This is a genomic window from Actinophytocola sp. (genome assembly GCF_035762905.1).
GTDB lineage: Bacteria > Actinomycetota > Actinomycetes > Mycobacteriales > Pseudonocardiaceae > DASYTH01.
Map to the genome: position 1 here is coordinate 19,146 of NZ_DASUCC010000112.1, position 19,523 is coordinate 38,668.

A 19,523-nucleotide genomic window follows, 5' to 3' on the forward strand; every position below is an offset into this window, starting at 1 on the left:
GGCGCCGATCCACGTACGCTGTGCTGGTGGTAGCCCCGACGGTGTCGTCCGATCCGGACGTGCCCTCCGACACTGCCGAGCCGCGCCGGCCCCGTCCCGTGCTTCCGTTGCTCGGCCGCTGCCTGGCCGCCGGTGCCGCCGGGGTGCTGCTGTTTCTGGCCGTCCCGCCCCGCCCGACCTGGTGGCTCGCCCCGCTCGGGATCGCCGTGCTCGGCCTGCTGCTGCGCGCGACCGGACGGGCCCGGGCCGGCTTCGGCTACGGGATGCTCGCCGGGCTGGGCTACTTCGTGCCGCTGCTGGCCTGGACCGGGGAGTTCGTCGGCCCGGTCGCCTGGCTGCCGCTGGCGGCCGCCGAGGCGGTGTTCGTCGGCCTGGTCGGCGCGGCGTGCGTGGCGACGTCCGGGCTGCCCGGCTGGCCGCTGGTCGCGGCGCTGCTCTGGGTCTGCGGCGAGGCGCTGCGCTCGGTGGTGCCGTTCGGCGGCTTCCCATGGGGCAAGCTCGCGTTCGGTCAGCCGGACGGGCTCTACCTGCCGCTGGCCGCGGTGGGCGGCGCCCCGCTGATCGGGTTCGCGGTGGCGTTGACCGGGTTCGGCGCCGCGCAGCTGCTGCACCGGGTGCTGGTCGAGCGGGAGCGGCGGCCCCGCCGGCTGGCCGGCCCGGCAGTCGCGCTGGTGCTCCCGGTCGCGGCCGGCCTGGCGGCGATCCCGCTGGTGGGCACCGCCGCCGACGCCGGCGAGATCACCGTGGCCGCCATCCAGGGCAACGTGCCCCGGGCCGGCCTGGACTTCAACGCCCAGCGCCGGGCCGTGCTGGACAACCACGTCCGGCGCACCGAGCAACTGGCCGACGACGTGCGGGCCGGCCGGATGCCTCGGCCCGACCTGGTGATCTGGCCGGAGAACTCGTCGGACATCGACCCGATCCGCAACTCCGACGCCCGGTCGGTGATCGACCGGGCGGCCCGCGCGGTCGGCGTGCCGATCGTGGTCGGCGGCGTGATGCAGGGCCCGGACGGGCCGACCAACACCATGATCCTGTGGGACCCGGACCGGGGCCCGGTCGAGTTCTACACCAAGCGCCAGCTCCAGCCGTTCGGCGAGACCATGCCGTACCGCGCGTTCTTCCGGCTGTTCAGCAAGGACGTCGACCGGGCCGGCCGGTTCGTGCCGGGCACCGATCCGACCGTGTTCGGCGTCGGCCCCGCCCGGGTGGCCATGGCCACCTGCTACGAGGTGGCCTTCGACGGCGTGGTGCGCGAGTCGGTGCTGAACGGCTCGAACCTGCTCGTGGTGCCGACTAACAACGCCACGTTCGGGTACACCGAGATGACCTACCAGCAGCTGGCCATGGACCGGGTCCGGGCCGTCGAGCATGGCCGGGCGGTGGTGGTCGCGGCGACCAGCGGGGTGAGTGCGATCGTGCCTCCGGACGGCTCGATCAGCCAGCGGACCGGCCTGTTCACCCCGGCGGCCCTGGTCGAACGGGTTCCGCTACGGTCGGCGACTACGATTTCTGATCGACTCGGCGCACTGCCCGAGTGGGTGATGGTGTTCGCCGGGCTGGCCGCGCTGACCACCGCACTCGCCGTGCGGCGCCGCCGTCGCACATCAACGGTCGGGGACCGGCGCGCCCGCGCCGACGAGGAGGAACACGGATGACGGACACGCTCGAGCCGGTGCTGGTGGTGATTCCCACCTACAACGAGCGGGAGAACCTGCCGAAGGCGGTCACCCGGCTGCACGCGGCGCTGCCCAAGGCGCACGTGCTCGTGGTCGACGACGGCAGCCCGGACGGCACCGGCGACGTGGCCGACAAGCTCGCCGCCGACGACGAGCGGGTGCACGTGCTGCACCGCACCGGCAAGAACGGGCTCGGCACCGCATATGTGGCCGGCTTCACCTGGGGCATCGAGCGCGACTACGCGGTGCTGGTGGAGATGGACGCGGACGGCTCGCACGCCCCGGAGGACCTGCCCCGGATGCTGGACGCGCTGACCGACGCCGACCTGGTGATCGGATCCCGGTACGTGCCTGGCGGGACGGTGGTCAACTGGCCCAAGCGCCGGGAGATCCTCTCCCGGGGCGCCAACCTGTACTCCCGGATCGCCCTCGGCGCGAAGATCAAGGACATCACCGCCGGGTACCGCGCCTACCGGCGGGAGGTGCTGGAGAAGCTCAAGCTCGGCACCGTGGCCTCGCAGGGCTACTGCTTCCAGATCGACCTGGCGTTACGGACCGTCGAGGCCGGCTTCACGGTCGTCGAGGTGCCGATCACGTTCACCGAGCGGGAGATCGGCGAGTCCAAGATGAGCGGCGACATCGTCCGCGAGGCGCTGCTCCGGGTCACCAAGTGGGGCCTGCGCCGGCGTGCGCACCAACTGCGCGACCTGGTCCGGTGAAGGGCCAAGGTCTTGAATCTTGTGTGAAGTCCGCACCCGATCAACAGCTACCTCAGGGGAACGTGGCGGTACTCAGCCACAATCAACCCGTGATCCGCACTTTCGCTGGGACGTGACAACCGCACAAAGATCCCGGAGAGGCGGACTGCCTAGCCCAGGTCGGCGACCGCGTCGATCTCGATCAGGAAGCGCGGGTCGACCAGGCCGCTGACCTCGACCAGGGTGGATGCCGGGCGTGGTTCGGGGAGCCGGTCGAGCAGCACCTCGCGGACCGTGTCGAGGTCGGCGAGGTCGCGCAGGTAGTAGGTGAGCTTGGCCACCTCCGGCCAGCCCACGCCGTGTTCGGCGAGCAGGACCTGGATCTTGTCCAGCACCACCCGGGTCTGCGCCAGCGCGCCCGGGGGCACCTCACCGTCCGGCGTGGCCGGCGTCTGCCCCGCGACGAACAGCACTGGACCCCGCGCGACGCGGGTCATGGAGTACACGGCCGTCATGGCGATCATTCTTGCGGGTGGCGGGCACGCGTAGAAGACGGCCGCCCGGCGGGACCCGGACGGCCGTCGGCTGGTGGCCGTTCGTCAGGCGGAACGGCTGCGCCGGCCCTTGAGTTCCTGCAGGCGCTCGGCGAGCAGGTCTTCCAACTCGGGGATGCTCCTGCGCTCCAGCAGCATGTCCCAGTGCGTGCGCGGCGGCTTGGTCTTCTTCGGCTCCGGCTCGGACCCGTCGATCATCTTCGACTCGGTTCCGTGCAGCCGGCACTCCCACACCGAGGGAATCTCGGCATCGTCGGAGAAGGGGACCTCGAAATCGTGGTCCTTCGGGCAGGCGTAACGTACGGTACGACGCGGAGCTAGGTCGTGATTACGGTCAGTCTCGTAGCTGACCGCGCCAAGCCGGCTTCCCCGGAGAACTCTGTCGGCCATGGCGGTTCCTTTCGTTAGGCTCGTCGCCGAGCCAAGGGCGGTGCTCACCTAGAGCAACGGCACAACCGGCCCGATCGTTCCCACCTGCCGAGGTGCCGTAGCTCAGGGTGACATGTTTCACCCCTCAACAACAGCTTCCTCCTTCGAGAGTCTGTTCGCTCGTCATCGTGACGCGCGTTCCCGCAATCAGCAGGCGAGGATCGGCCGCATGGGGGATACCCATCCGGAGGACCGTTGTCACACGTGTCCAGTATCCAGAACTGCCGTCGGCGTTACCCAGTCAGGTGTGTCCAAAGCCCCGATTTCGATCACCCGGAGTAGTCGGCGGCGTGAGATGACGGAAGGTCGCTTTTCACAATACGCTCGGCTCCGGGTTGCCGACCGCCCGGATCGCCTTGCGCACCGGCACGAAGTACAGCAGCACCAGCCCGACCACGAAGAAGATCACCAGTGAGATGATCGCCGGCCGGTAGGAGCCGGTGAGCTGGGCCATCAGCGCGAACAGCAGCGGACCCATCCAGGACGTGGCCCGCTCGCCGACCTCGTAGACCGAGAAGTACTGGGCCTCCTTGCCCTTGGGCACCAGCTGGCTGAACAGGGACCGGGACAGCGCGTTGGTCCCGCCGAGCACCAGCCCGATGCCCGCGGCAAGCGCGTAGAACTGCAGGGGCTCGCCGGGCGGCACGAAGTACGCCGCGCCGATCACCACCACCCACACGCACAGGCTGAGCATGATCGTCTTCTTGGCGCCGAGCCGCCGGGCCACCAGGCCGTGCAGCACGCCGCCGAAGAACGCCACGAACTGCACGATCAGGATCGTGGTGATCAGCACGTCGTTGGCGAAGCCCAGTTCCTCGCTGCCGTACTGGGCCGAGACGTTGGCGACCGTGGCGATGCCGTCGGTGTAGATCAGGTAGGTGCCCAGGAAGGCCAGGGTGAGCGGGTAGGCGCGGGCCGCCCGCAGGGTGTCCCGCAGCTCGCGGAAGCCGCCGGTGACCACCGAGCCGCCATGCTCGGTGCCGTGCGGCGCCTGGTGCCGGCGCAGCCTGCTCAGCGGGATCAGGGTGAACGCCGCCCACCACACCCCGGAGATCAGGAACGCCAGCCGGGCCGAATCACCCTCGGAGATGCCCAGCGAGTCCCGGAACTGGTAGATCACCAGCTGCAGCAGCAGAGCCAGGCCGCTGCCGAGATAGCCGAACGCCCAGCCGCGCGCGCTCAACCCGTCCCGCTCGTCGGCCGTGGCGATGTCCGGGATGAACGAGTAGTAGATGGCCACCGAGGTGCCGTAGCCGATGTTGCCCAGCACGAACAGCAGCACCCCAAGGCCCCAGTTGTCCCCGGCCACCAGCGCCATCAGCGCGACCGTCGCCGCGCCACCGAACGCGAAGGCCCCGAGCATCCGCTTCTTGTTCTGGGTGCGGTCGGCGATGGCGCCCATCAGCGGCACGATCAGCACCTGGATGACGGTGGCGAAGGCCAGCAGGTAACCCCATAAGGATCCGGCCGGGAACTCCAGACCGAAGACGCTGATGTCGCAGTCGCGCAGCTTGTCCCGGTTGCCCTCGGCATCCAGCGGGCAGGCGTTGGGACCGTTGCGGGCGACGTCCACGCGCGCCGCCTCGGTCGCCACCGCGGTCAGGTACAGCGCGCCGAACACGGTGATCACCGACGTCGGGAACACCGAGTTGGCCCAGTCGTACCAGACCCAGCCGGTCTGCTCCCGCCGGCGCTCGGCGGCGTCGCCCGCCGCCTCCCGGCCCTCCACCACACTCATCGGGACCTCCACGCACCCACCGGCACAGACGCCGGGTGGGCGCACTGTACTTGTTCGGAGCGCTCAGGTGGAGGAGGCCCAGACCCCGCGTTCCCGCAGCACCTCCTTGAGCACGTCCGGGTGGTCGGTCATGATCCCGTCCACGCCGAGATCGAGCAGTTGGTGCATCTGCGGGGCGTCGTCGATGGTCCAGACGTGCACCTCGATGCCGCGCCTGCGGGTCATCGCGATCATGCGCCGGTCGACCAGGGTGAGCCGGCCCTGGCGCACCGGCACCTGGGCGATCCGCTGGCGGCGCGCGGCCCGGAACACGCCGGCCGGCAGTCGGCGGGCGGCCCACAACCGGGCGATCGCGCCGGTGCCCATCGAGGTCAGCACGGCCTGACCGGCCAGCCGGCGCACCCGGGCCAACCGCGACTCGGAGAACGACGCCACGCACACCCGGTGCACGGCGTTGGTCCGGCGCAGCGCCGCGACCAGCGGCTCGACCGCGGCCTCGGCCTTGACGTCGATGTTGAACAGCGCGTCCGGTAACTCCTCGAGCAGCTCCTCCAGCCGGACCACGGGTTCCCGGCCGCCGATCCGGGCCTGCCGCACGGTGCGCCAGGGCAGCGCGGCGATCGGGCCGGTGCCGTCCGTGGTGCGGTCCAGCAGCGGGTCGTGGTGCACCACCACCACGCCGTCGCTGGTGGCGTGCACGTCGGTCTCCAGATAGCGGTAGCCCTCCTGCACCGCCCGGCGGAATGCGCAGAGCGAGTTCTCCATGCCGGCGAGGTCGCCGGCATGCCAGCCGCGGTGGACGAAGGCGCGCGGGTGCGGGCCGGCGAGGAAGGCATGCATGGCGTTGAGTCTGCCTCAGCATCGTTGCCGGTAGATGGCTGCGCCATGACCGGACGGCGTGGCGCGGCCGTCCCGGGTCCCTCGGCGTTGTACGGTCGCGCGTCATGGCGGCCGTGATCGACTTCCCGACCCGGCACTGTGGCTGGTGCGGTCGGCGGCTGCCCGGCGGGGGCACCGGCGACGCCCGGGTCGGCCGGCCTCGGCGGTACTGCACCCAGTCCTGCCGCCAGCGCGCCTACGAACGGCGGGCCGCCGTGCAGCGCGGCGGGCTGCCCGAGGACGCCGTGGTGCTCTCCGGCGCGGAGCTGGCTGACCTGCAGGATCGGCTGTTCCAGCTGCGCTGCGCCGCGGAGGACATGGTCACCGCGGCGGGCGAGGGCGCCGCGCCGGCCGAGCTGTGCCGGCTCGCCGAACACGTGGTGAAGGTTGCCGGCGATCTCGAGCGGCTGCGCTGACCAGCTGTTGTCCACTACTCTCCTTCCAACGTGTCGTCAACGGCCAAAGGTGACCGCATGAGCGCTGACAGCCCGTCGCTGGCTGAGGTGCTCGACGCGACCGACGCCGGGTTCGCGGTCACCGACCAGCGCGGTCGAATCCGCTGGCTGAACCGGAGGATGGCCGAGCTGGTCGGGCTCACCGCAGAGCAGGGCATTGGGCGGTCCCTGCCGGCGTTGCTGCCCGGCGCGCCGGAGATCCCGCAGGACGGCGTCGTCGTGTCGCTCCGGCTGGACGACGCCCCGCGTTGGCTGGACATCCGGTGCACCGCGATGCCGGACGGGCGGCTGCTCTACCGCGTGGTGGACGTGACCTGCTGGCGGGAGAACGGATCCGGCGAGATCGGCGCCATGCAGTCCGACCTGCAGCGGATGGCCGAGGAGGACCCGCTCACCGGGCTGCCCAACCGCCGCACCCTGACCAGGTCGCTCGAGCATCACCTCGCGGTCGGCGGGCCCGGCGCGCTGCTGTTGCTCGACCTGGACAACTTCAAGGACATCAACGACCTGCGCGGGCATCCGGCCGGTGACCGGGTGATGTGCATGCTGGCCAACGTGCTGCGCGAGCGGCTGCGCGACGGGCAGGTGCTCGGCCGGCTCGGCGGCGACGAGTTCGCGGTGGTGCTGCCCGGCGCGAACGAGCGCGAGGCGGTCGAGGTGGCCGACCGGCTGCGCACGGCGATCGCCACGGTGCCGTTGGTCGGTGGCGCCAACGCGACCAGCACCACGGTGAGCGCGGGCGTCGCCCAGTTCGAGTCGGGGGAGAGCTGGCAGGCGGTGCTGGCCAACGCCGACCTGGCGCTGTACGCGTCGAAGGCGGCCGGGCGCAACCGGGTCACGGTCTACGAGCAGGGCCACTACATGGACACCGCGCTGCGGGTGACCGTGCTGGACCGGGTCCGCGCGGCGTTACAGAACGGGCATCTCGCCCTGCACGCGATGCCGATGGTGAAGCTGGCCAGCGGGCGGATCGTGGGGCACGAACTGCTGCTGCGGTTGGAGGACGGCCGGCAGCCGGCGCTGGGGCCGGGGGAGTTCCTGCCCGCGGCCGAGCGCAGCGATCTCGTGCTGGACATCGACCGGTGGGTGGCCGGCACCGCCATCGACGCGCTGGTCGACCACCCGTACCCGGGACTGCGGTTCAACATCAACGTCTCCGGCCGCACGCTCGAGGACGAGGACTTCGGCGGCTTCGTGCTCGACCGGCTGGCCGCGGCCGGGGTGGCGCCCGGCCGGCTGGGCTTCGAGATCACCGAGACCGCCGCGGTGACCAACCTGGACGCCGCGCGGGTGCTGTCGCAACGGTTACGCGCCAACGGATGCCGGATCTCGCTGGACGACTTCGGCGCCGGGTTCGGCTCGTTCGTCCACTTGAAACAGTTGCCGATCACCGGGGTCAAGATCGACGGTGAGTTCGTCCGGGGGATCGACTACGGCAGCCGGGACACCGTGCTGGTTCAGGGCATCGTGGACATCGCCAGGGGTCTCGGCCTGTCCGTGGTGGCCGAATGGGTGGAGCGCGCATCCCAGGTGGACGCGCTGAGCCGGCTGGGTGTCCGGGTCGCCCAGGGTTTCCACCTCGGCCGGCCCGAGCCGCTGACCGAGTTGCTGGCCCGGCCGCAGGGCGCCTGGATGCGCCGCCCGCAGCTCATGTCCGAGCCGGACAGCACCCCGGCTAATTCGTCACAGTGACGTAATTGCGTTGGACTGGTGGGACTCCGGCGGCAGTGGTGGGCGGGCCGGTGATCGGCCGTGGCGCAGCAGATCCGGGGGTGGCGACCGGTCGGCCGTCGGTGTCCCGGTCGTGCTCGGTTCCGAGCGGCCGGGTCCGCGGGCAACGCGCCAGGTTGCCCATGTCCTTGATCGAGGTCTCGCCAGGTTCTGCATAAGTTCGATAATCGACATTATGTCAAGTAAGTCGGAAGGGCGGGTGGCGGTGCCCGCCTCCGCCCACGGACTCGTGTGTCCGACCATGAGGCGAGTGATCGGCGCTGGTCACCGCGGGGGTGCAGCCGGATTTGATCGCGGGCGTGAGAGCCTGGTGTCAATGGACGTCTACCAGGCGCTGCCGAACGCGGGGCCACGCTGCTCGTCGCTGTCCCGGATTCTCGGCGAACCGATGGCCGGTACCGCGGCGGCCGCGGCCACCTGGCTGTGCATCGAGCAGCCGGGACCATGGGGCCGCGAGGCGCTCACCGAGAGCCACATCGACACCGTGGTCGGCCACGAGCTGGCCCAGCGGGTCAAGGGCACCGGAGTGCGGATCGCGCTGATCCGCCGGGCCGGCAGCCACCCCGACCGGCACCAGCCGATCCCCCACCAGGTCTATCTCGCGCACACCGCGCCCGGCCGCGGCTGGCTGGAACGCGGCTGGGTCGCCGACCCGAAGGAGCTGCTGGACCTGGACTTCGCCGCGCTCGGCAACGGAATCCCCAGCGGGCTGGGTACCGCCATCGAGGACGAGCCGCTGCTACTGGTGTGCACCAACGGCCGGCGCGACGTCTGCTGCGCGCTGCTCGGCCGGCCGATCGCCGCGGCGCTGGCCGCCCGGCACGGCGACGCGGTCTGGGAGTGCACCCACCTCGGCGGGCACCGGTTCGCCCCCACCGCACTGGTGCTGCCGGCCGGATACGCCTACGGCCGGCTGGACCGGGACACCGCGGAACCCCTGCTCGCGCCGGGCTCGCCGGTTCGGGTCGAGCACTGCCGGGGCCGGTCCATCTGGTCGCCGCCCGGACAGGTTGCCGACCTGGCGGTGCGGTCGGCCACCGGTGACCTCGACCCGGACGCGGTGCGGGTGGTCGACGAGGCGCCGGCCGGTGCGGGACGATGGCTGGTCGAGTTGGCGCACCGGAACGGTCGGCGCTGGCAAGTGACCGTGACCGAGCGCACCGCCCCGGAGCTGCGCTCGGCGAGCTGCGGAGCCGGACCGAAGGCGGCAACCGCCCTTTATGCCACAAGCATTCGCGATCTGATCACCGGTTAGGCCAGTCGAATGGCGGACAATTCACGGATTGGATCAAGGAATGCCCTTTCGGTCGCCCCCGCGGCTGGTGTGCGCGTTGTGAAAGCCCAGTAGGTTTCCGCCCTAACTGCGGGCGGAAGGAATTGCTATGCCTCGGAATTGGCTGTCCAGAGCGTTCGGAGCCCTGGGAGTCGGCGCACTCGTGGTCGGTGCCGGACTGGTGGCGGCCGCTCCGGCAAGCGCGGCTCCGGTCGCCGACGCCAACGCCTTACGCCAGGCGATCACCGACGTGAACGGAACCGGCCCGGCCACCGAGATCGAACTCGTGCCGGGCGCGACCTACAGCCTGCCGGGCGACGCCGGCTGCGGTGGCTTCGACGAGAACAACAACGAGTCCGGAGACTTGGACATTCTTCGCACTCAGCCGTTGACGATCTTCACGCCGGCCGGTCAGCCGCCGGCGGTTCTGGACATGACCTGCGACCCGGCCACCACCCCGCAGCGGGTGATCCAGGTGCTGCCGCCGGGCAAGGAGAACACCACCGGCAAGCTCACCCTGAACAACGTCGTCGTCCGCAACGGGCACGCCGCCGGCAGCGGCAAGCCCGGCGGCGGCGTGTTCTCGCTCGGCGAGGTCACGGTGCAGAACTCCGTGTTCGAGAACAACTCCGCCAGCGACGGGGCCCCAGGCGCCGCGGCGGCGCGAGACGGCGACGGCGGCGAGGGCGGTTCGGGCGGCGCGGTGACCGCACTGGGCACGGTGGTCATCGAGAACAGCACGTTCAGTGGCAACCGCGCCGGGCGCGGCGGCGACGGCTTGAGCTTGGCCGATGGCAAGTGCGACGGCCGCACTGGCGGAGCGGGCGGCCACGGCGGGCAGGCCGGCGCCATCGCGACGATCGGCGGGCTGATCGTCACCAACTCGACGTTCACCGGCAACTCCGCCGGCTCCGGCGGCAGGGGCGGCGACGGGGCCTGCGGGCTCGTGGACGCCGGACCGGGCGGCTCCGGCGGCAACGGCGGTATCGGCGGATCGGGCGGCGCGATCCAGTGCGGCGGCGTGACCAGTGGCCGCAACCCCCAGACCGGGCTGCCCATGTTCGTGGAGACGGGTTGCTCCGGACCGATGACGGTGCGGGGCAGCACGTTGGACGGCAACACCTCCGGCAGCGGCGGCGACGGCGGAGCCGGTGGAAAGGCCGGACCCACCGCCACCGGTGGCGCGGGCGGTATCGGCGGCGGCGGCGAGTCCAACGGACTGGGGTTCAGCGGCCGCGGTGGCGCGATCGTGTTCTACGGCCGGGCCACCGGCGACGGCGCGAGTGCGCTGCTCGTGGAGAACTCCACCTTGGACGGCAACTCCACCGGGAACGGTGGGGCCGGCGGGAACGGCGGCGCCGGCGGTGATCAGCCGCCGGGCGCGGTCCCGGGCAACGGCGGCAACGGTGGCGGCGGCGGCACGGGCGGCCTCGCGGGGGCCATCTTCGCCAACTTCGCCGACACCAGCGACAACGAGGTGGCCAACCTGGTGCACGCCACGATCACCGAGAACGGCGGGGGCGGGGCCGGCGGTTTGGGCGGGCAGCCCGGTCCGGCGGGCGCACCCGGCTCCGGCGACACGGTGGCCGCGGCGGCGGCGGCCGGCCAGCCGGGCGTGGCGGGCGCCAACGGTGGCGGCAGCCTCACCATTCAGGAGGCCTGGGCCGCGCTGTCCACGGTCGTGGGCACCAGCGTCGGCGTGGACGACGGCCCGGACTGCTCGGAACCGGCGACCAGTGCGCAGTTCAGCCGGGCCAGCGTCGACGGCTGCGGTTTCGGGGCCGGCAGCGTGCAGGCGTTCACCAGCTTCGCCCTCGGCACCCTTGCCGACAACGGCGGGCCCACCATGACCCGGTTACCCACTGCGGCAAGCGGTCTGGTGGACAAGGTCTCCGGGGTTTCCGGTCAGCTCACCGCCGACCAGCGCGGCGTGGTGCGGCCACAGGCGGCCGGTGCCGACATCGGCGCGGTGGAACTGCAGTTGATCGACATGACCGTGACCAAGGCCGCCTCGGCAACCACGGTCCCGGCCGGCACCGAGGTCACCTTCGACATCACGGTGAAGAACAGCGGCACCAGCAGCCCGCAACCCGGCGTGACCATCGACGATCCCAACTGCACCGGTCTCTCGCAGGCCACCGGAGACGACAACACCAACAACACCCTCGACCCCGGTGAGACGTTCGCCTACACCTGCAAGGCCACTCCCACCGAGGTCGGCACCTTCACCAACACGGTCACCGCCACCATCACCGACGGCGCCGGTGTGCAGATCACCCGCACCGCCAGCGTCGAGGTGCAGGTCACCGCGGGTGCCGCCACTCCCCCGCTGGCCAAGACCGGAGCCAACAACCCGACCGGCGAACTGATGATCGGCGCCTGGCTCCTGACCGCCGGCACCATCCTCCTCCTGGCGGCACGGCCCCGCCGCCTCCGCATCGAGAAGCACACCACCTGACCACTCCCCCACGGGTGGGTGCGGCAGCACGGAGCCCGCACCCACCCACCCCCGACCCGACTTCGACAACCCGCCGGCCCGGACCTCACAATTCACCCGGCCCAGCAACAAAACGCGCCGAACGCCTACACACCGCTCCGCTGAGCTCGCACCCCCACACCCGAGTCCCGCCTCCGGCAACTCGACTCCCGGCGCCAGTCGTTGAGTTCCCGACCGGCACCCGAGTCGCTGAGTTCCCGACCGGGCACCCGAGTCGCCGTTTCCAGCAGCCGAGTCGCCATCTCGGGGTTCACGAGATGGCAACTCGCCGTGCCTGACTCGGGAGTTCGCCGGACTGGTAATGGCGACTCGCGGACGAACGCGATCGGCTCCATTCAGCCGATTCGGCCCCCGGCAACTCGCCGAACTCTGCAACTGCACTGCTGGCGAGTCCGGGCCTGGTTACTGGTTGGGGTAGTCGGGGCGAGTGGACTGGGGTGGAAGGGTGGGGCGGGAGCCACCGATGGCGCCGGGAGTTGGGCGGCCGGCGGCCGAGATGGGGCTGGGGACCTCCTGACGCGCGACCGCTTCGGCCTCGCGGACGGCTTGGGCGACCTTGGGGTCGGTCGAGGTGTCGAACCAGCCGGCGATGGACTCGTCGTCCTCCTCGGGGCGGGCCGGGGGTTCGTAGGCGGGCGGTTCGTACCGGAACACGCCGTCCTCGCCGGGGGCGCCGAGCATCCGGGCGAATCCCTCAAGGGCCTTGCCGTAGTCGGAGGGGATCATCCAGACCTTGTTCGCATCGCCCTGGGCCATCTGCGGGAGGGTCTGCAGGTACTGGTAGGCGAGCACCTCGGGGGTGGGGCGGGCCGACTTGATGGCGTTGAACACCTTCTCGATCGCCTTGGCCTGGCCCTGGGCCTGCAGGTACCGGGCGGCGCGCTCGCCCTGGGCGCGCAGGATGCGCGACTGGCGCTCACCCTCGGAGGCCAGGATGGCGGCCTGCTTGGCCCCCTCGGCCGAGAGGATCTGGCTCTGCTTCTGGCCTTCCGCGGTCTTGATGGCGGCTTCCCGGGAACCCTCGGCGGTCAGGATCATGGCGCGCTTCTCCCGGTCCGCGCGCATCTGCTTCTCCATCGAGTCCTGAATGGACGGTGGTGGGTCGATCGCCTTCAGCTCGACCCGGGCGACCCGGATCCCCCACCGGCCGGTGGCCTCGTCCAGCACGCCGCGCAGCTGCTGGTTGATCGCGTCACGCGAGGTCAGGGTCTCCTCGAGGCTCATGCCACCGACGACGTTACGCAGTGTCGTGGTGGTGAGCTGCTCGACGCCGACGATGTAGTTGGAGATCTCGTACACCGCCGCGCGCGAGTCGGTCACCTGGAAGTACACGACGGTGTCGATCGACACGGTCAGGTTGTCCTGGGTGATCACCGGCTGCGGCGGGAAGGACACCACCTGCTCGCGCAGGTCGATGCGGGCCCGCACCTTGTCCAGGAACGGCATCAGGAAGTTCAGGCCGGGCTCGGCGACCGTGCGGAACCGACCGAGGCGCTCGATCACCGCCGACTGGGCCTGCGGGATCACCAAGATCGACTTGACCACGATGATCGCCACCAGCAGCACGCCGATGGCAACGATGATGATGAGCACGGCCAATCTTTCCTCCACTCAGCGCCGGGTTGCAGAGTCTACGGTCGGGCCATGATCATCGCGCAGGCGCGGTGGCGATGCGGGTGCGGGCACGGTCAAGCCGGCTCAGCCCATACGATCGCCGTGGCCCCCGCGATCTCCATGACGGTCACCGACGTCCCCGGCTCGATCACCTGCTTGTCGTCGAACGACCGGGCCGACCACACCTCACCGTTCAGCTTCACCTGTCCGCCCGTTTCGTCCACTGTGGACAGAACGGTGGCCTTTCCGCCGATCAGCGCCTGTACGTTGTCCGGAACGATGGCGCCGTGGAACCTCGCCTTGAGCCAGGGCCGGGCGAAGGTGACCAGTCCGATGGACGACACGGCGAAGACGGCCAGGCTGATGAACGTGTTCCCGAAGGCCAACTCGGCCAGCGCCGCCGCGAGCGCGCCGATGCCGAGCATGAGCAGGAAGAAGTCACCGGAGAGGATCTCGGCTGCGACCAGGACGATTCCGCCGATCAGCCAGATGAGCGCGGCCATGCCCCATATGTTCTCAGAAAGTCACGCCGGATATGGAGATGGTTTCGGAAAGTGAACGCGAAGATGTCCATATTCCCGCCGGCCGCTACTGACCGTGGCCAGAATCGGTGACGAAGTCGATCAACCGCTCGACCGCTCCGAGGAGCGGCGTCTCCAGATCGCGGAAGTCGCGCACGCCGGCCAGGACCCGACGCCACCCGTCCGCCGGCTCGCCCCAGCCCAGCGCCGCGCAGATCCCCTCCTTCCACGGCGTGCCGCGCGGCACCCGGGGCCACGCCGCGATGCCGACCGCCGCCGGGCGTACCGCCTGCCAGATGTCCACATAGGGATGGCCGGTGACGAGGACATGGGGATTGTTGAACGATCCTACGATCCTCTCTTCCTTGCTTCCTTCAATCAGATGGTCGACCAGAACTCCCAGGCGGCGAGCCGGTCCGGGGCCGAACCCGGCGACCCGCTCGGCGAGCTCGTCGATGCCGTGCAACGGTTCCACCACCACACCTTCGACCCGCAGGTCGTGGCCCCACACCCGCTCGACCAACTCGGCGTCGTGGATCCCCTCGACCCACAGCCGGCTGTCCCGGGCCGTCCGCGCCCGCACCCCGGCCACCCGCACCGAGCCCGAAGCGGACCGGTTGCCGCTCCGCGCCGGCGGCGGCGCCGCGGCCGGCCGGATCAGGGTTACCGGCCGGCCGTCGAGGAGGAACCCGGCCGGCGTGAGCGGGAACAGCCGGTGCCGCCCGTGCCGGTCCTCGAGCACCACGTTGCCCTGTTCGAACCGCACCACCGCACCGCAGAAGCCGCTCACCGGATCCTCCACCACCATCCCCGGTTCGGCGGTGACGGTGGGAACCTCGGGCCGGCGGGGGCGGCCGGCGAGCACATCGCGGCCGTAGTCCTGGGAGCGCACGGCGCCCCACGGTAGGCGAGCACCCGGCTCACGGTGTCCGCGACGCGCCGCCGCCGGCCGTTTTCGGCGCGCCTGTCCGGGAGCGAATGCTGACATGATCGGATCCGCTTGACGCCCGAGCGGCTTGCTCAACCCCGTTGGGAGGGACCATGACCGAGCCGAGCACCGAGAGCCAGGAGATCGAGCCGGGCCCGCCGCCCTGGCCGCCGACCCTCAGCCCGTACATCGTGGTGTCCGACGCCCGCCGGGCCGTCGACTGGTACGTCGAGGTGTTCGGGGCGACCCGCCGCGGGGACCTGTTCGAGCTGCCGGACGGCTCGATCGGGCACGCCGAGCTGGACGTCGGCGACGCGGTGCTGATGCTTGCCGATGAGTCGGCCGAGGTTCCGGTCCGGGCACCGGAACCAGGCACCCGCACCCACAGTCACTCGCTGCACGTGCAGGTCGACGACGTGGACGCGGTGACCCGCCGGGCCGAGGCCGCCGGAGCCGCCGTCGAGCGGGCGCCGGCCGACGCGCCGTACGGGCGGGGCTCGACGATCATCGACCCGTTCGGTCACCGCTGGTTGCTGCTCACCCCGCCCGGCCGGGCGACCCGGCACACGCATGGCGAGGTCTCCTACGTGACCATGGTCGTCGCCGACGAGGATCGGGCGAAGGAGTTCTACGGGGCGGTGTTCGGCTGGCGGTGGCGGGCCGGCGGCGTGCCGGGGGCATGGGGGCCGATCGGCAGGGCCGGGGCGGAGTTCGGCATCTGGGCCGATTCCACCCAGCGGCCGGAGGTCCAGCTCTGCTACCGGATCCACGACATCGCCGCGGCGGTTCTCCGGGTGCGGGCGGCCGGCGGCGTGGCCGGTGAGGTCGAACGCAAACCGTACGGGCTGATGGTCGAGTGCACCGACAACCAGAGCGCCCGGTTCCAGCTCTGGGAGCCGGTGGACTAGCTAGTCCGCCTCGCTAGTCCGCCTCTCCGGGATTGACTGCTGTTGTTGCGTTCCAGCCGGTGGTGCGGTTGGCGGGTTGATTGTGGCTGGGTGGCGTCACGGTGCCCCTGAGGTCGCGTTGGTCGGGCCGAGACTTTGTCCTGATGATCCACTCGCCCTGAGCCCGGGGCGGCCGACGGTGTTCGCCTCGGCTCAGGACGGAACCCGGCTGGTGACGCGGTTTCCGGCTCGGCGAGTTGGTTATTGCTTGGTGCGGTATTGGCGCATGGTGAGCGGGCCGAAGATGGCGACGAGGATGACGCTGGCGAGGAGGACCCAGGCCACGGAGGTCCAGTTGGGGACGCCGTGCATGAGGCCGCGGACGGCGCTGACCAGGTGGCTGACCGGGTTGACCTCGACGAAGGCGCGCAGCCAGGCGGGCATGGTGGACGGGTCGACGTAGATGTTGCTGCCGAAGGTGAGCGGCATCAGGACCATCATGCTGACGCCCATGACGGACTTCTCGGTCTTGAGGACGAAGCCGAGGGTGGTCCAGATCCAGGACAGGGAGAACGAGAAGACCAGCAACAGGGCCACGGCGAGGAGGACCCCGCCGACGCCGCCGCCGGGGCGGAAGCCGAGGATCAGGCCGAGGACCACGGTGACGGCCGAGGCCACGGTGTAGCGCACGGCGTCGCCGAACAGGGCGCCGACGACCACCGCCGGACGCCAGATCGGCAGTGAGCGGAACCGGTCGAAGATGCCCTTGGCGATGTCGACGTTGATCCCCACTCCGGTGTACATCGTGATCATCACGACGGTTTGCACCAGGATGCCGGGCAGGAAGAACTGCAGGTAGTTCGTGGTGGATCCGGCCAGCGCACCACCGAACAGGTACGTGAAGATCAACGTCATCATGATCGGGAAGAGGGTGACGTCGAACATCTGCTCGGGCACGTGCTTGATCTTGAGCAACGCCCGCCAGCCGAAGGTGAACGAGGCGGCGATCGCGTTCGGGCGGGGCGGCCGGGTGCGGTTGGTCAGCGCCTTGCGCAGGTCCACGTCGGCCTTCGGGGCGGCCATGGTGCTGGTCATGCGGACACCTCCTCGGTCTCCTCGGCCTTGTGGCCGGTCAGGGCCAGGAACACCTCGTCGAGACTGGGCTGCCCGAGCGAGAAGCTGGCCACCTCGATGCCGGTGCGGGCCAGCTCGACCAGGGCCAGCGCCACCCGCTCCGGGTCGGCGACCCGGGCGGTGAGCGCCGCCGGGTCGGACTCGAGCGTGATCGGCGTGTCCAGCAGCCGGCTGAGCAGATGGTCGGCCTCGGGACGCTGACCGGATTTGACCAGCCGGACGTGCAGGCTGCCGGCGCCGACCGAGGACTTCAGCTCGCCATTGGTGCCCTCGGCGATGATCCGGCCGTGGTCGATCACCGCGATCCGGTCCGCCAGTTGGTCGGCCTCCTCCAGGTACTGCGTGGTGAGCAGCACCGTGGTCCCCTCCGTCACCAGCGCGCGGACGATGTCCCAGACCTGGTTGCGGCTGCGTGGGTCCAGGCCCGTGGTCGGCTCGTCCAGGAAGATCAGGTCCGGGGTCACCACGATGCTGGCCGCGATGTCCAGCCGCCGCCGCATGCCGCCGGAGTAGGTCTTCACCAGCCGGCCGTCCGCCTCGGTCAGGCCGAACGCGTCCAACAGCTCGTCGGCCCGGGCTCTGGCCTGGCCGCGCGAGTAGCCGAGCAGCCGGGCCAGCATGACCAGGTTCTCGGTGCCGGTGAGGTCCTCGTCGACGGAGGCGAACTGGCCGGTCAGGCTGACCCGGCTGCGCACCCCGTCGGCGTCGGCGATGATGTCGTGGCCGAGCACGGTGGCCGTGCCGGCGTCCGGAACGAGCAGGGTGGCCAGCATCCGGATGGTGGTGGTCTTGCCGGCGCCGTTCGGACCGAGGAAGCCGTAGACCGCCCCGGCCGGCACCGCCAGGTCGACGCCGTCCACCGCCCGGGTGTCGCCGAACACCTTGACCAGGCCGGTTGACTCGATGGCGAGATTCACACGGCCATGATGGACGCACCCACCGACAAAACTCGAGTCAATTCGCAAATCGGGCAAAAAGCCCCTGCTAGAAGGCCGGCCACGGGATGGCCCGCCAGTCCTCCGATGGCGCCGGGAACACCGGGTCGCGGAGCAGCGCGTCCAGCCGCCGTCCGACGGCCCGGACCTCGGCCCTGGTCAGGTGCTCGGCCAACTGCCCGGACAGCCCGCCGGCCAGGCAGGAGCGCAGCGTCCGGAACGCCTCCATCGCCTCGTCGGGCATCGCCTCGCCGACGAAGCCCCACAGTACGGTGCGCAGCTTGGGCTCGGTGTGCAGGCAGATGCCGTGGTCCACGCCGTACACCCGGTCGTCGGTGCCGTGCAGCACGTGCCCGCCCTTGCGGTCGGCGTTGTTGATCACTATGTCCAGCGCGGCCAGCAGGCACACGCTGGGATGATCGGAGTGGGTCAGGATGGCCGGGTCGCCGAACCGGTCCATCGCCCGCAGCACCCGCCGCCAGCCGTCCGGCACCTCGCGCGGCGCGACCACGTCGACCAGATCGTCGCCCTCCTTGGTGTCCACCCACAACTGCACCATGCCGGGACCGAACGGGCCGTCCCGGTACACGGTGGGCGGCACCAGGTGCAGTCCGGCCGCCTCGGACAGCAGATACGTGGCCACCTCACGGCCGGCGAGCGTGCCATCCGGGAAATCCCACAGCGCCCGCTCCCCGCTGACCGGCTTGTACACGCACTTGGCCTCGACGCCGGCCGCGCTGATTCCGCAGAACAGGGTGGCGTTGGACGCGTCGACCAGCCGCCCCTCCACGTCGATCCGGCCGCCGGTGATCAGCTCGACGGCCCCGGGATCCGTTGGCTGCACCTCAGTTGGACTCTTCGCCTCGGCGGTAACCGTTCTGCCGGGGGCATACGTGCCCGTCCGGGTCGAGCGGCTCGGCGCACAGCGGGCACGGCTTGCGCCCGGCGCGAACCACCCGGTCGGCCCGCTCGGCGAACGCGCGGGCCTTGGTCGGTGTGAGGAACACCCGCACCGCGTCCGGGCCCTCCTCGGTGTCGTCCAGCACGACCGACTCGTCGACCTCGCCCTCGGTCACCGCCAGCAACTCGATCACCACCGCCCGGGACTCCGAATCCCAGCCCAGCCCCATCGTGCCGACCCGGAACTCCTCCTCGACCGGCACGCGGAGCGGGTCCGCGTCGACCATCTCCTCGGGCGTCTCGTTGGGCAGGTCCGCGCCGAAGCGCTTGTGGACCTCCTCGAGCAGCGACCCGATGCGCTCGGCGAGCACGGCGACCTGCTGCTTCTCCAGCGTCACGCTGATCGTGCGCGCACTCTCCGATGCCTGCAGGTAGAACGTCCGGTCGCCGGGCTGCCCGACCGTACCTGCGACGAACCGATCGGGCTGGCGGAACACATGTATGACGCGAGCCATGGCACCTCCGACACTACGGCATACGACGCGGTCGAGCAGGCCTGTTCCCGCACCACGACGGATCATCGGCAACGTTATCGAAGGCCGTTCGAAGCGGCCGACCGGTTAGGGTGTCGCGCGTGGTGAAGATCGCAGAGTACGGATCCTGGGACTCTC

The 19,523-nt window shown here is 70.8% G+C and carries 18 protein-coding genes; 7 read left to right on the forward strand and 11 right to left on the reverse strand.

Annotation, left to right across the window (positions count from 1 at the left end):
* Positions 1 to 26: 26 nt before the first annotated feature.
* The gene (gene lnt / locus VFV67_RS24480) at positions 27 to 1,658 is read left to right on the forward strand and encodes an apolipoprotein N-acyltransferase (RefSeq protein WP_326472973.1); all 1,632 of its coding nucleotides are present in this window, start codon (positions 27 to 29) and stop codon (positions 1,656 to 1,658) included.
* Complete coding sequence (locus tag VFV67_RS24485; RefSeq protein ID WP_326472974.1) at positions 1,655 to 2,398, forward strand: polyprenol monophosphomannose synthase; 744 nt, start codon at positions 1,655 to 1,657, stop codon at positions 2,396 to 2,398. The genes lnt and VFV67_RS24485 overlap by 4 nt, the downstream gene beginning before the upstream one ends.
* Before the next feature lie 149 nt (positions 2,399 to 2,547).
* On the opposite strand, the gene VFV67_RS24490 is transcribed toward VFV67_RS24485, so the two are convergent.
* From VFV67_RS24490 to VFV67_RS24505, 4 genes are all read right to left on the reverse strand, one after another.
* Positions 2,548 to 2,892 (reverse strand): RidA family protein, encoded by a 345-nt coding sequence (locus VFV67_RS24490; RefSeq protein WP_326472975.1) that lies wholly within the window; start codon positions 2,890 to 2,892, stop codon positions 2,548 to 2,550.
* Between the two features lie 84 nt (positions 2,893 to 2,976).
* Entirely contained in the window at positions 2,977 to 3,321 is a 345-nt protein-coding gene (locus VFV67_RS24495) for an RNA polymerase-binding protein RbpA (RefSeq protein WP_326472976.1), read from the reverse strand.
* A 352-nt stretch (positions 3,322 to 3,673) separates the two neighbouring features.
* On the reverse strand, positions 3,674 to 5,098 hold the full coding sequence (locus VFV67_RS24500; protein ID WP_326472977.1) for an MFS transporter: 1,425 nt from the start codon (positions 5,096 to 5,098) through the stop codon (positions 3,674 to 3,676).
* Positions 5,099 to 5,161: 63 nt separating this feature from the next.
* Positions 5,162 to 5,938 carry a glycerophosphodiester phosphodiesterase family protein gene (locus VFV67_RS24505; protein ID WP_326472978.1) on the reverse strand — a complete coding sequence of 259 codons (777 nt, stop codon included), beginning with the start codon at positions 5,936 to 5,938 and terminating at the stop codon, positions 5,162 to 5,164.
* Positions 5,939 to 6,042: 104 nt separating this feature from the next.
* Between VFV67_RS24505 and VFV67_RS24510 the strand changes: the two genes are divergently transcribed.
* The 4 genes from VFV67_RS24510 (at position 6,043) to VFV67_RS24525 (ending at position 11,894) form a co-directional block, all read left to right on the forward strand.
* Positions 6,043 to 6,393, forward strand: coding sequence for a hypothetical protein (locus VFV67_RS24510; RefSeq protein WP_326472979.1), 351 nt, complete (start codon positions 6,043 to 6,045; stop codon positions 6,391 to 6,393).
* Between the two features lie 57 nt (positions 6,394 to 6,450).
* Positions 6,451 to 8,124: a putative bifunctional diguanylate cyclase/phosphodiesterase gene (locus tag VFV67_RS24515; protein ID WP_326472980.1), complete on the forward strand. Its 1,674-nt coding sequence runs from the start codon at positions 6,451 to 6,453 to the stop codon at positions 8,122 to 8,124.
* A 355-nt stretch (positions 8,125 to 8,479) separates the two neighbouring features.
* Positions 8,480 to 9,418: a sucrase ferredoxin gene (locus VFV67_RS24520; RefSeq protein ID WP_326472981.1), complete on the forward strand. Its 939-nt coding sequence runs from the start codon at positions 8,480 to 8,482 to the stop codon at positions 9,416 to 9,418.
* Between the two features lie 127 nt (positions 9,419 to 9,545).
* Positions 9,546 to 11,894 carry a choice-of-anchor Q domain-containing protein gene (locus VFV67_RS24525; RefSeq protein WP_326472982.1) on the forward strand — a complete coding sequence of 783 codons (2,349 nt, stop codon included), beginning with the start codon at positions 9,546 to 9,548 and terminating at the stop codon, positions 11,892 to 11,894.
* A gap of 441 nt (positions 11,895 to 12,335) precedes the next feature.
* Here VFV67_RS24525 and VFV67_RS24530 read toward each other — a convergent pair whose 3' ends face one another.
* The 3 genes from VFV67_RS24530 to VFV67_RS24540 all read right to left on the reverse strand — a co-directional run bounded on the left by VFV67_RS24530 (position 12,336) and on the right by VFV67_RS24540 (position 14,960).
* Complete coding sequence (locus tag VFV67_RS24530) at positions 12,336 to 13,532, reverse strand: SPFH domain-containing protein (RefSeq protein ID WP_414636340.1); 1,197 nt, start codon at positions 13,530 to 13,532, stop codon at positions 12,336 to 12,338.
* A gap of 89 nt (positions 13,533 to 13,621) precedes the next feature.
* Positions 13,622 to 14,050, reverse strand: coding sequence for an NfeD family protein (locus VFV67_RS24535; RefSeq protein ID WP_326472983.1), 429 nt, complete (start codon positions 14,048 to 14,050; stop codon positions 13,622 to 13,624).
* 85 nt (positions 14,051 to 14,135) lie between these two features.
* Positions 14,136 to 14,960: a DUF3097 domain-containing protein gene (locus VFV67_RS24540; RefSeq protein ID WP_326472984.1), complete on the reverse strand. Its 825-nt coding sequence runs from the start codon at positions 14,958 to 14,960 to the stop codon at positions 14,136 to 14,138.
* Between the two features lie 149 nt (positions 14,961 to 15,109).
* Between VFV67_RS24540 and VFV67_RS24545 the strand changes: the two genes are divergently transcribed.
* A complete protein-coding gene (locus tag VFV67_RS24545) occupies positions 15,110 to 15,904 on the forward strand; it encodes a VOC family protein (RefSeq protein ID WP_326472985.1) in 795 nt (264 codons plus the stop codon).
* Positions 15,905 to 16,144: 240 nt separating this feature from the next.
* Here the strand turns inward: VFV67_RS24545 and VFV67_RS24550 are convergent, their stop codons facing one another.
* From VFV67_RS24550 to VFV67_RS24565, 4 genes are all read right to left on the reverse strand, one after another.
* Complete coding sequence (locus VFV67_RS24550; protein ID WP_326472986.1) at positions 16,145 to 16,978, reverse strand: ABC transporter permease; 834 nt, start codon at positions 16,976 to 16,978, stop codon at positions 16,145 to 16,147.
* The gene (locus VFV67_RS24555; protein WP_326472987.1) at positions 16,975 to 17,934 is read right to left on the reverse strand and encodes an ATP-binding cassette domain-containing protein; all 960 of its coding nucleotides are present in this window, start codon (positions 17,932 to 17,934) and stop codon (positions 16,975 to 16,977) included. The genes VFV67_RS24550 and VFV67_RS24555 overlap by 4 nt, the downstream gene beginning before the upstream one ends.
* A 67-nt stretch (positions 17,935 to 18,001) precedes the next feature.
* Complete coding sequence (locus tag VFV67_RS24560; protein ID WP_326472988.1) at positions 18,002 to 18,796, reverse strand: SCO1664 family protein; 795 nt, start codon at positions 18,794 to 18,796, stop codon at positions 18,002 to 18,004.
* Position 18,797: 1 nt separating this feature from the next.
* Positions 18,798 to 19,367 (reverse strand): DUF3090 domain-containing protein, encoded by a 570-nt coding sequence (locus VFV67_RS24565; RefSeq protein WP_326472989.1) that lies wholly within the window; start codon positions 19,365 to 19,367, stop codon positions 18,798 to 18,800.
* Positions 19,368 to 19,523: the final 156 nt, after the last annotated feature.

What these genes read in the sequence shown, in the direction of transcription:
- VFV67_RS24485 (WP_326472974.1), top strand. Translation starts at nt 1,655, where the DNA reads ATGACGGACACGCTCGAGCCGGTGCTGGTGGTGATTCCCACCTACAAC.
- VFV67_RS24490 (WP_326472975.1), bottom strand. Translation starts at nt 2,892, where the DNA reads ATGACGGCCGTGTACTCCATGACCCGCGTCGCGCGGGGTCCAGTGCTG.
- VFV67_RS24495 (WP_326472976.1), bottom strand. Translation starts at nt 3,321, where the DNA reads ATGGCCGACAGAGTTCTCCGGGGAAGCCGGCTTGGCGCGGTCAGCTAC.
- VFV67_RS24500 (WP_326472977.1), bottom strand. Translation starts at nt 5,098, where the DNA reads ATGAGTGTGGTGGAGGGCCGGGAGGCGGCGGGCGACGCCGCCGAGCGC.
- VFV67_RS24505 (WP_326472978.1), bottom strand. Translation starts at nt 5,938, where the DNA reads ATGCATGCCTTCCTCGCCGGCCCGCACCCGCGCGCCTTCGTCCACCGC.
- VFV67_RS24510 (WP_326472979.1), top strand. Translation starts at nt 6,043, where the DNA reads ATGGCGGCCGTGATCGACTTCCCGACCCGGCACTGTGGCTGGTGCGGT.
- VFV67_RS24515 (WP_326472980.1), top strand. Translation starts at nt 6,451, where the DNA reads ATGAGCGCTGACAGCCCGTCGCTGGCTGAGGTGCTCGACGCGACCGAC.
- VFV67_RS24520 (WP_326472981.1), top strand. Translation starts at nt 8,480, where the DNA reads ATGGACGTCTACCAGGCGCTGCCGAACGCGGGGCCACGCTGCTCGTCG.
- VFV67_RS24525 (WP_326472982.1), top strand. Translation starts at nt 9,546, where the DNA reads ATGCCTCGGAATTGGCTGTCCAGAGCGTTCGGAGCCCTGGGAGTCGGC.
- VFV67_RS24535 (WP_326472983.1), bottom strand. Translation starts at nt 14,050, where the DNA reads ATGGCCGCGCTCATCTGGCTGATCGGCGGAATCGTCCTGGTCGCAGCC.
- VFV67_RS24545 (WP_326472985.1), top strand. Translation starts at nt 15,110, where the DNA reads ATGACCGAGCCGAGCACCGAGAGCCAGGAGATCGAGCCGGGCCCGCCG.
- VFV67_RS24550 (WP_326472986.1), bottom strand. Translation starts at nt 16,978, where the DNA reads ATGACCAGCACCATGGCCGCCCCGAAGGCCGACGTGGACCTGCGCAAG.
- VFV67_RS24565 (WP_326472989.1), bottom strand. Translation starts at nt 19,367, where the DNA reads ATGGCTCGCGTCATACATGTGTTCCGCCAGCCCGATCGGTTCGTCGCA.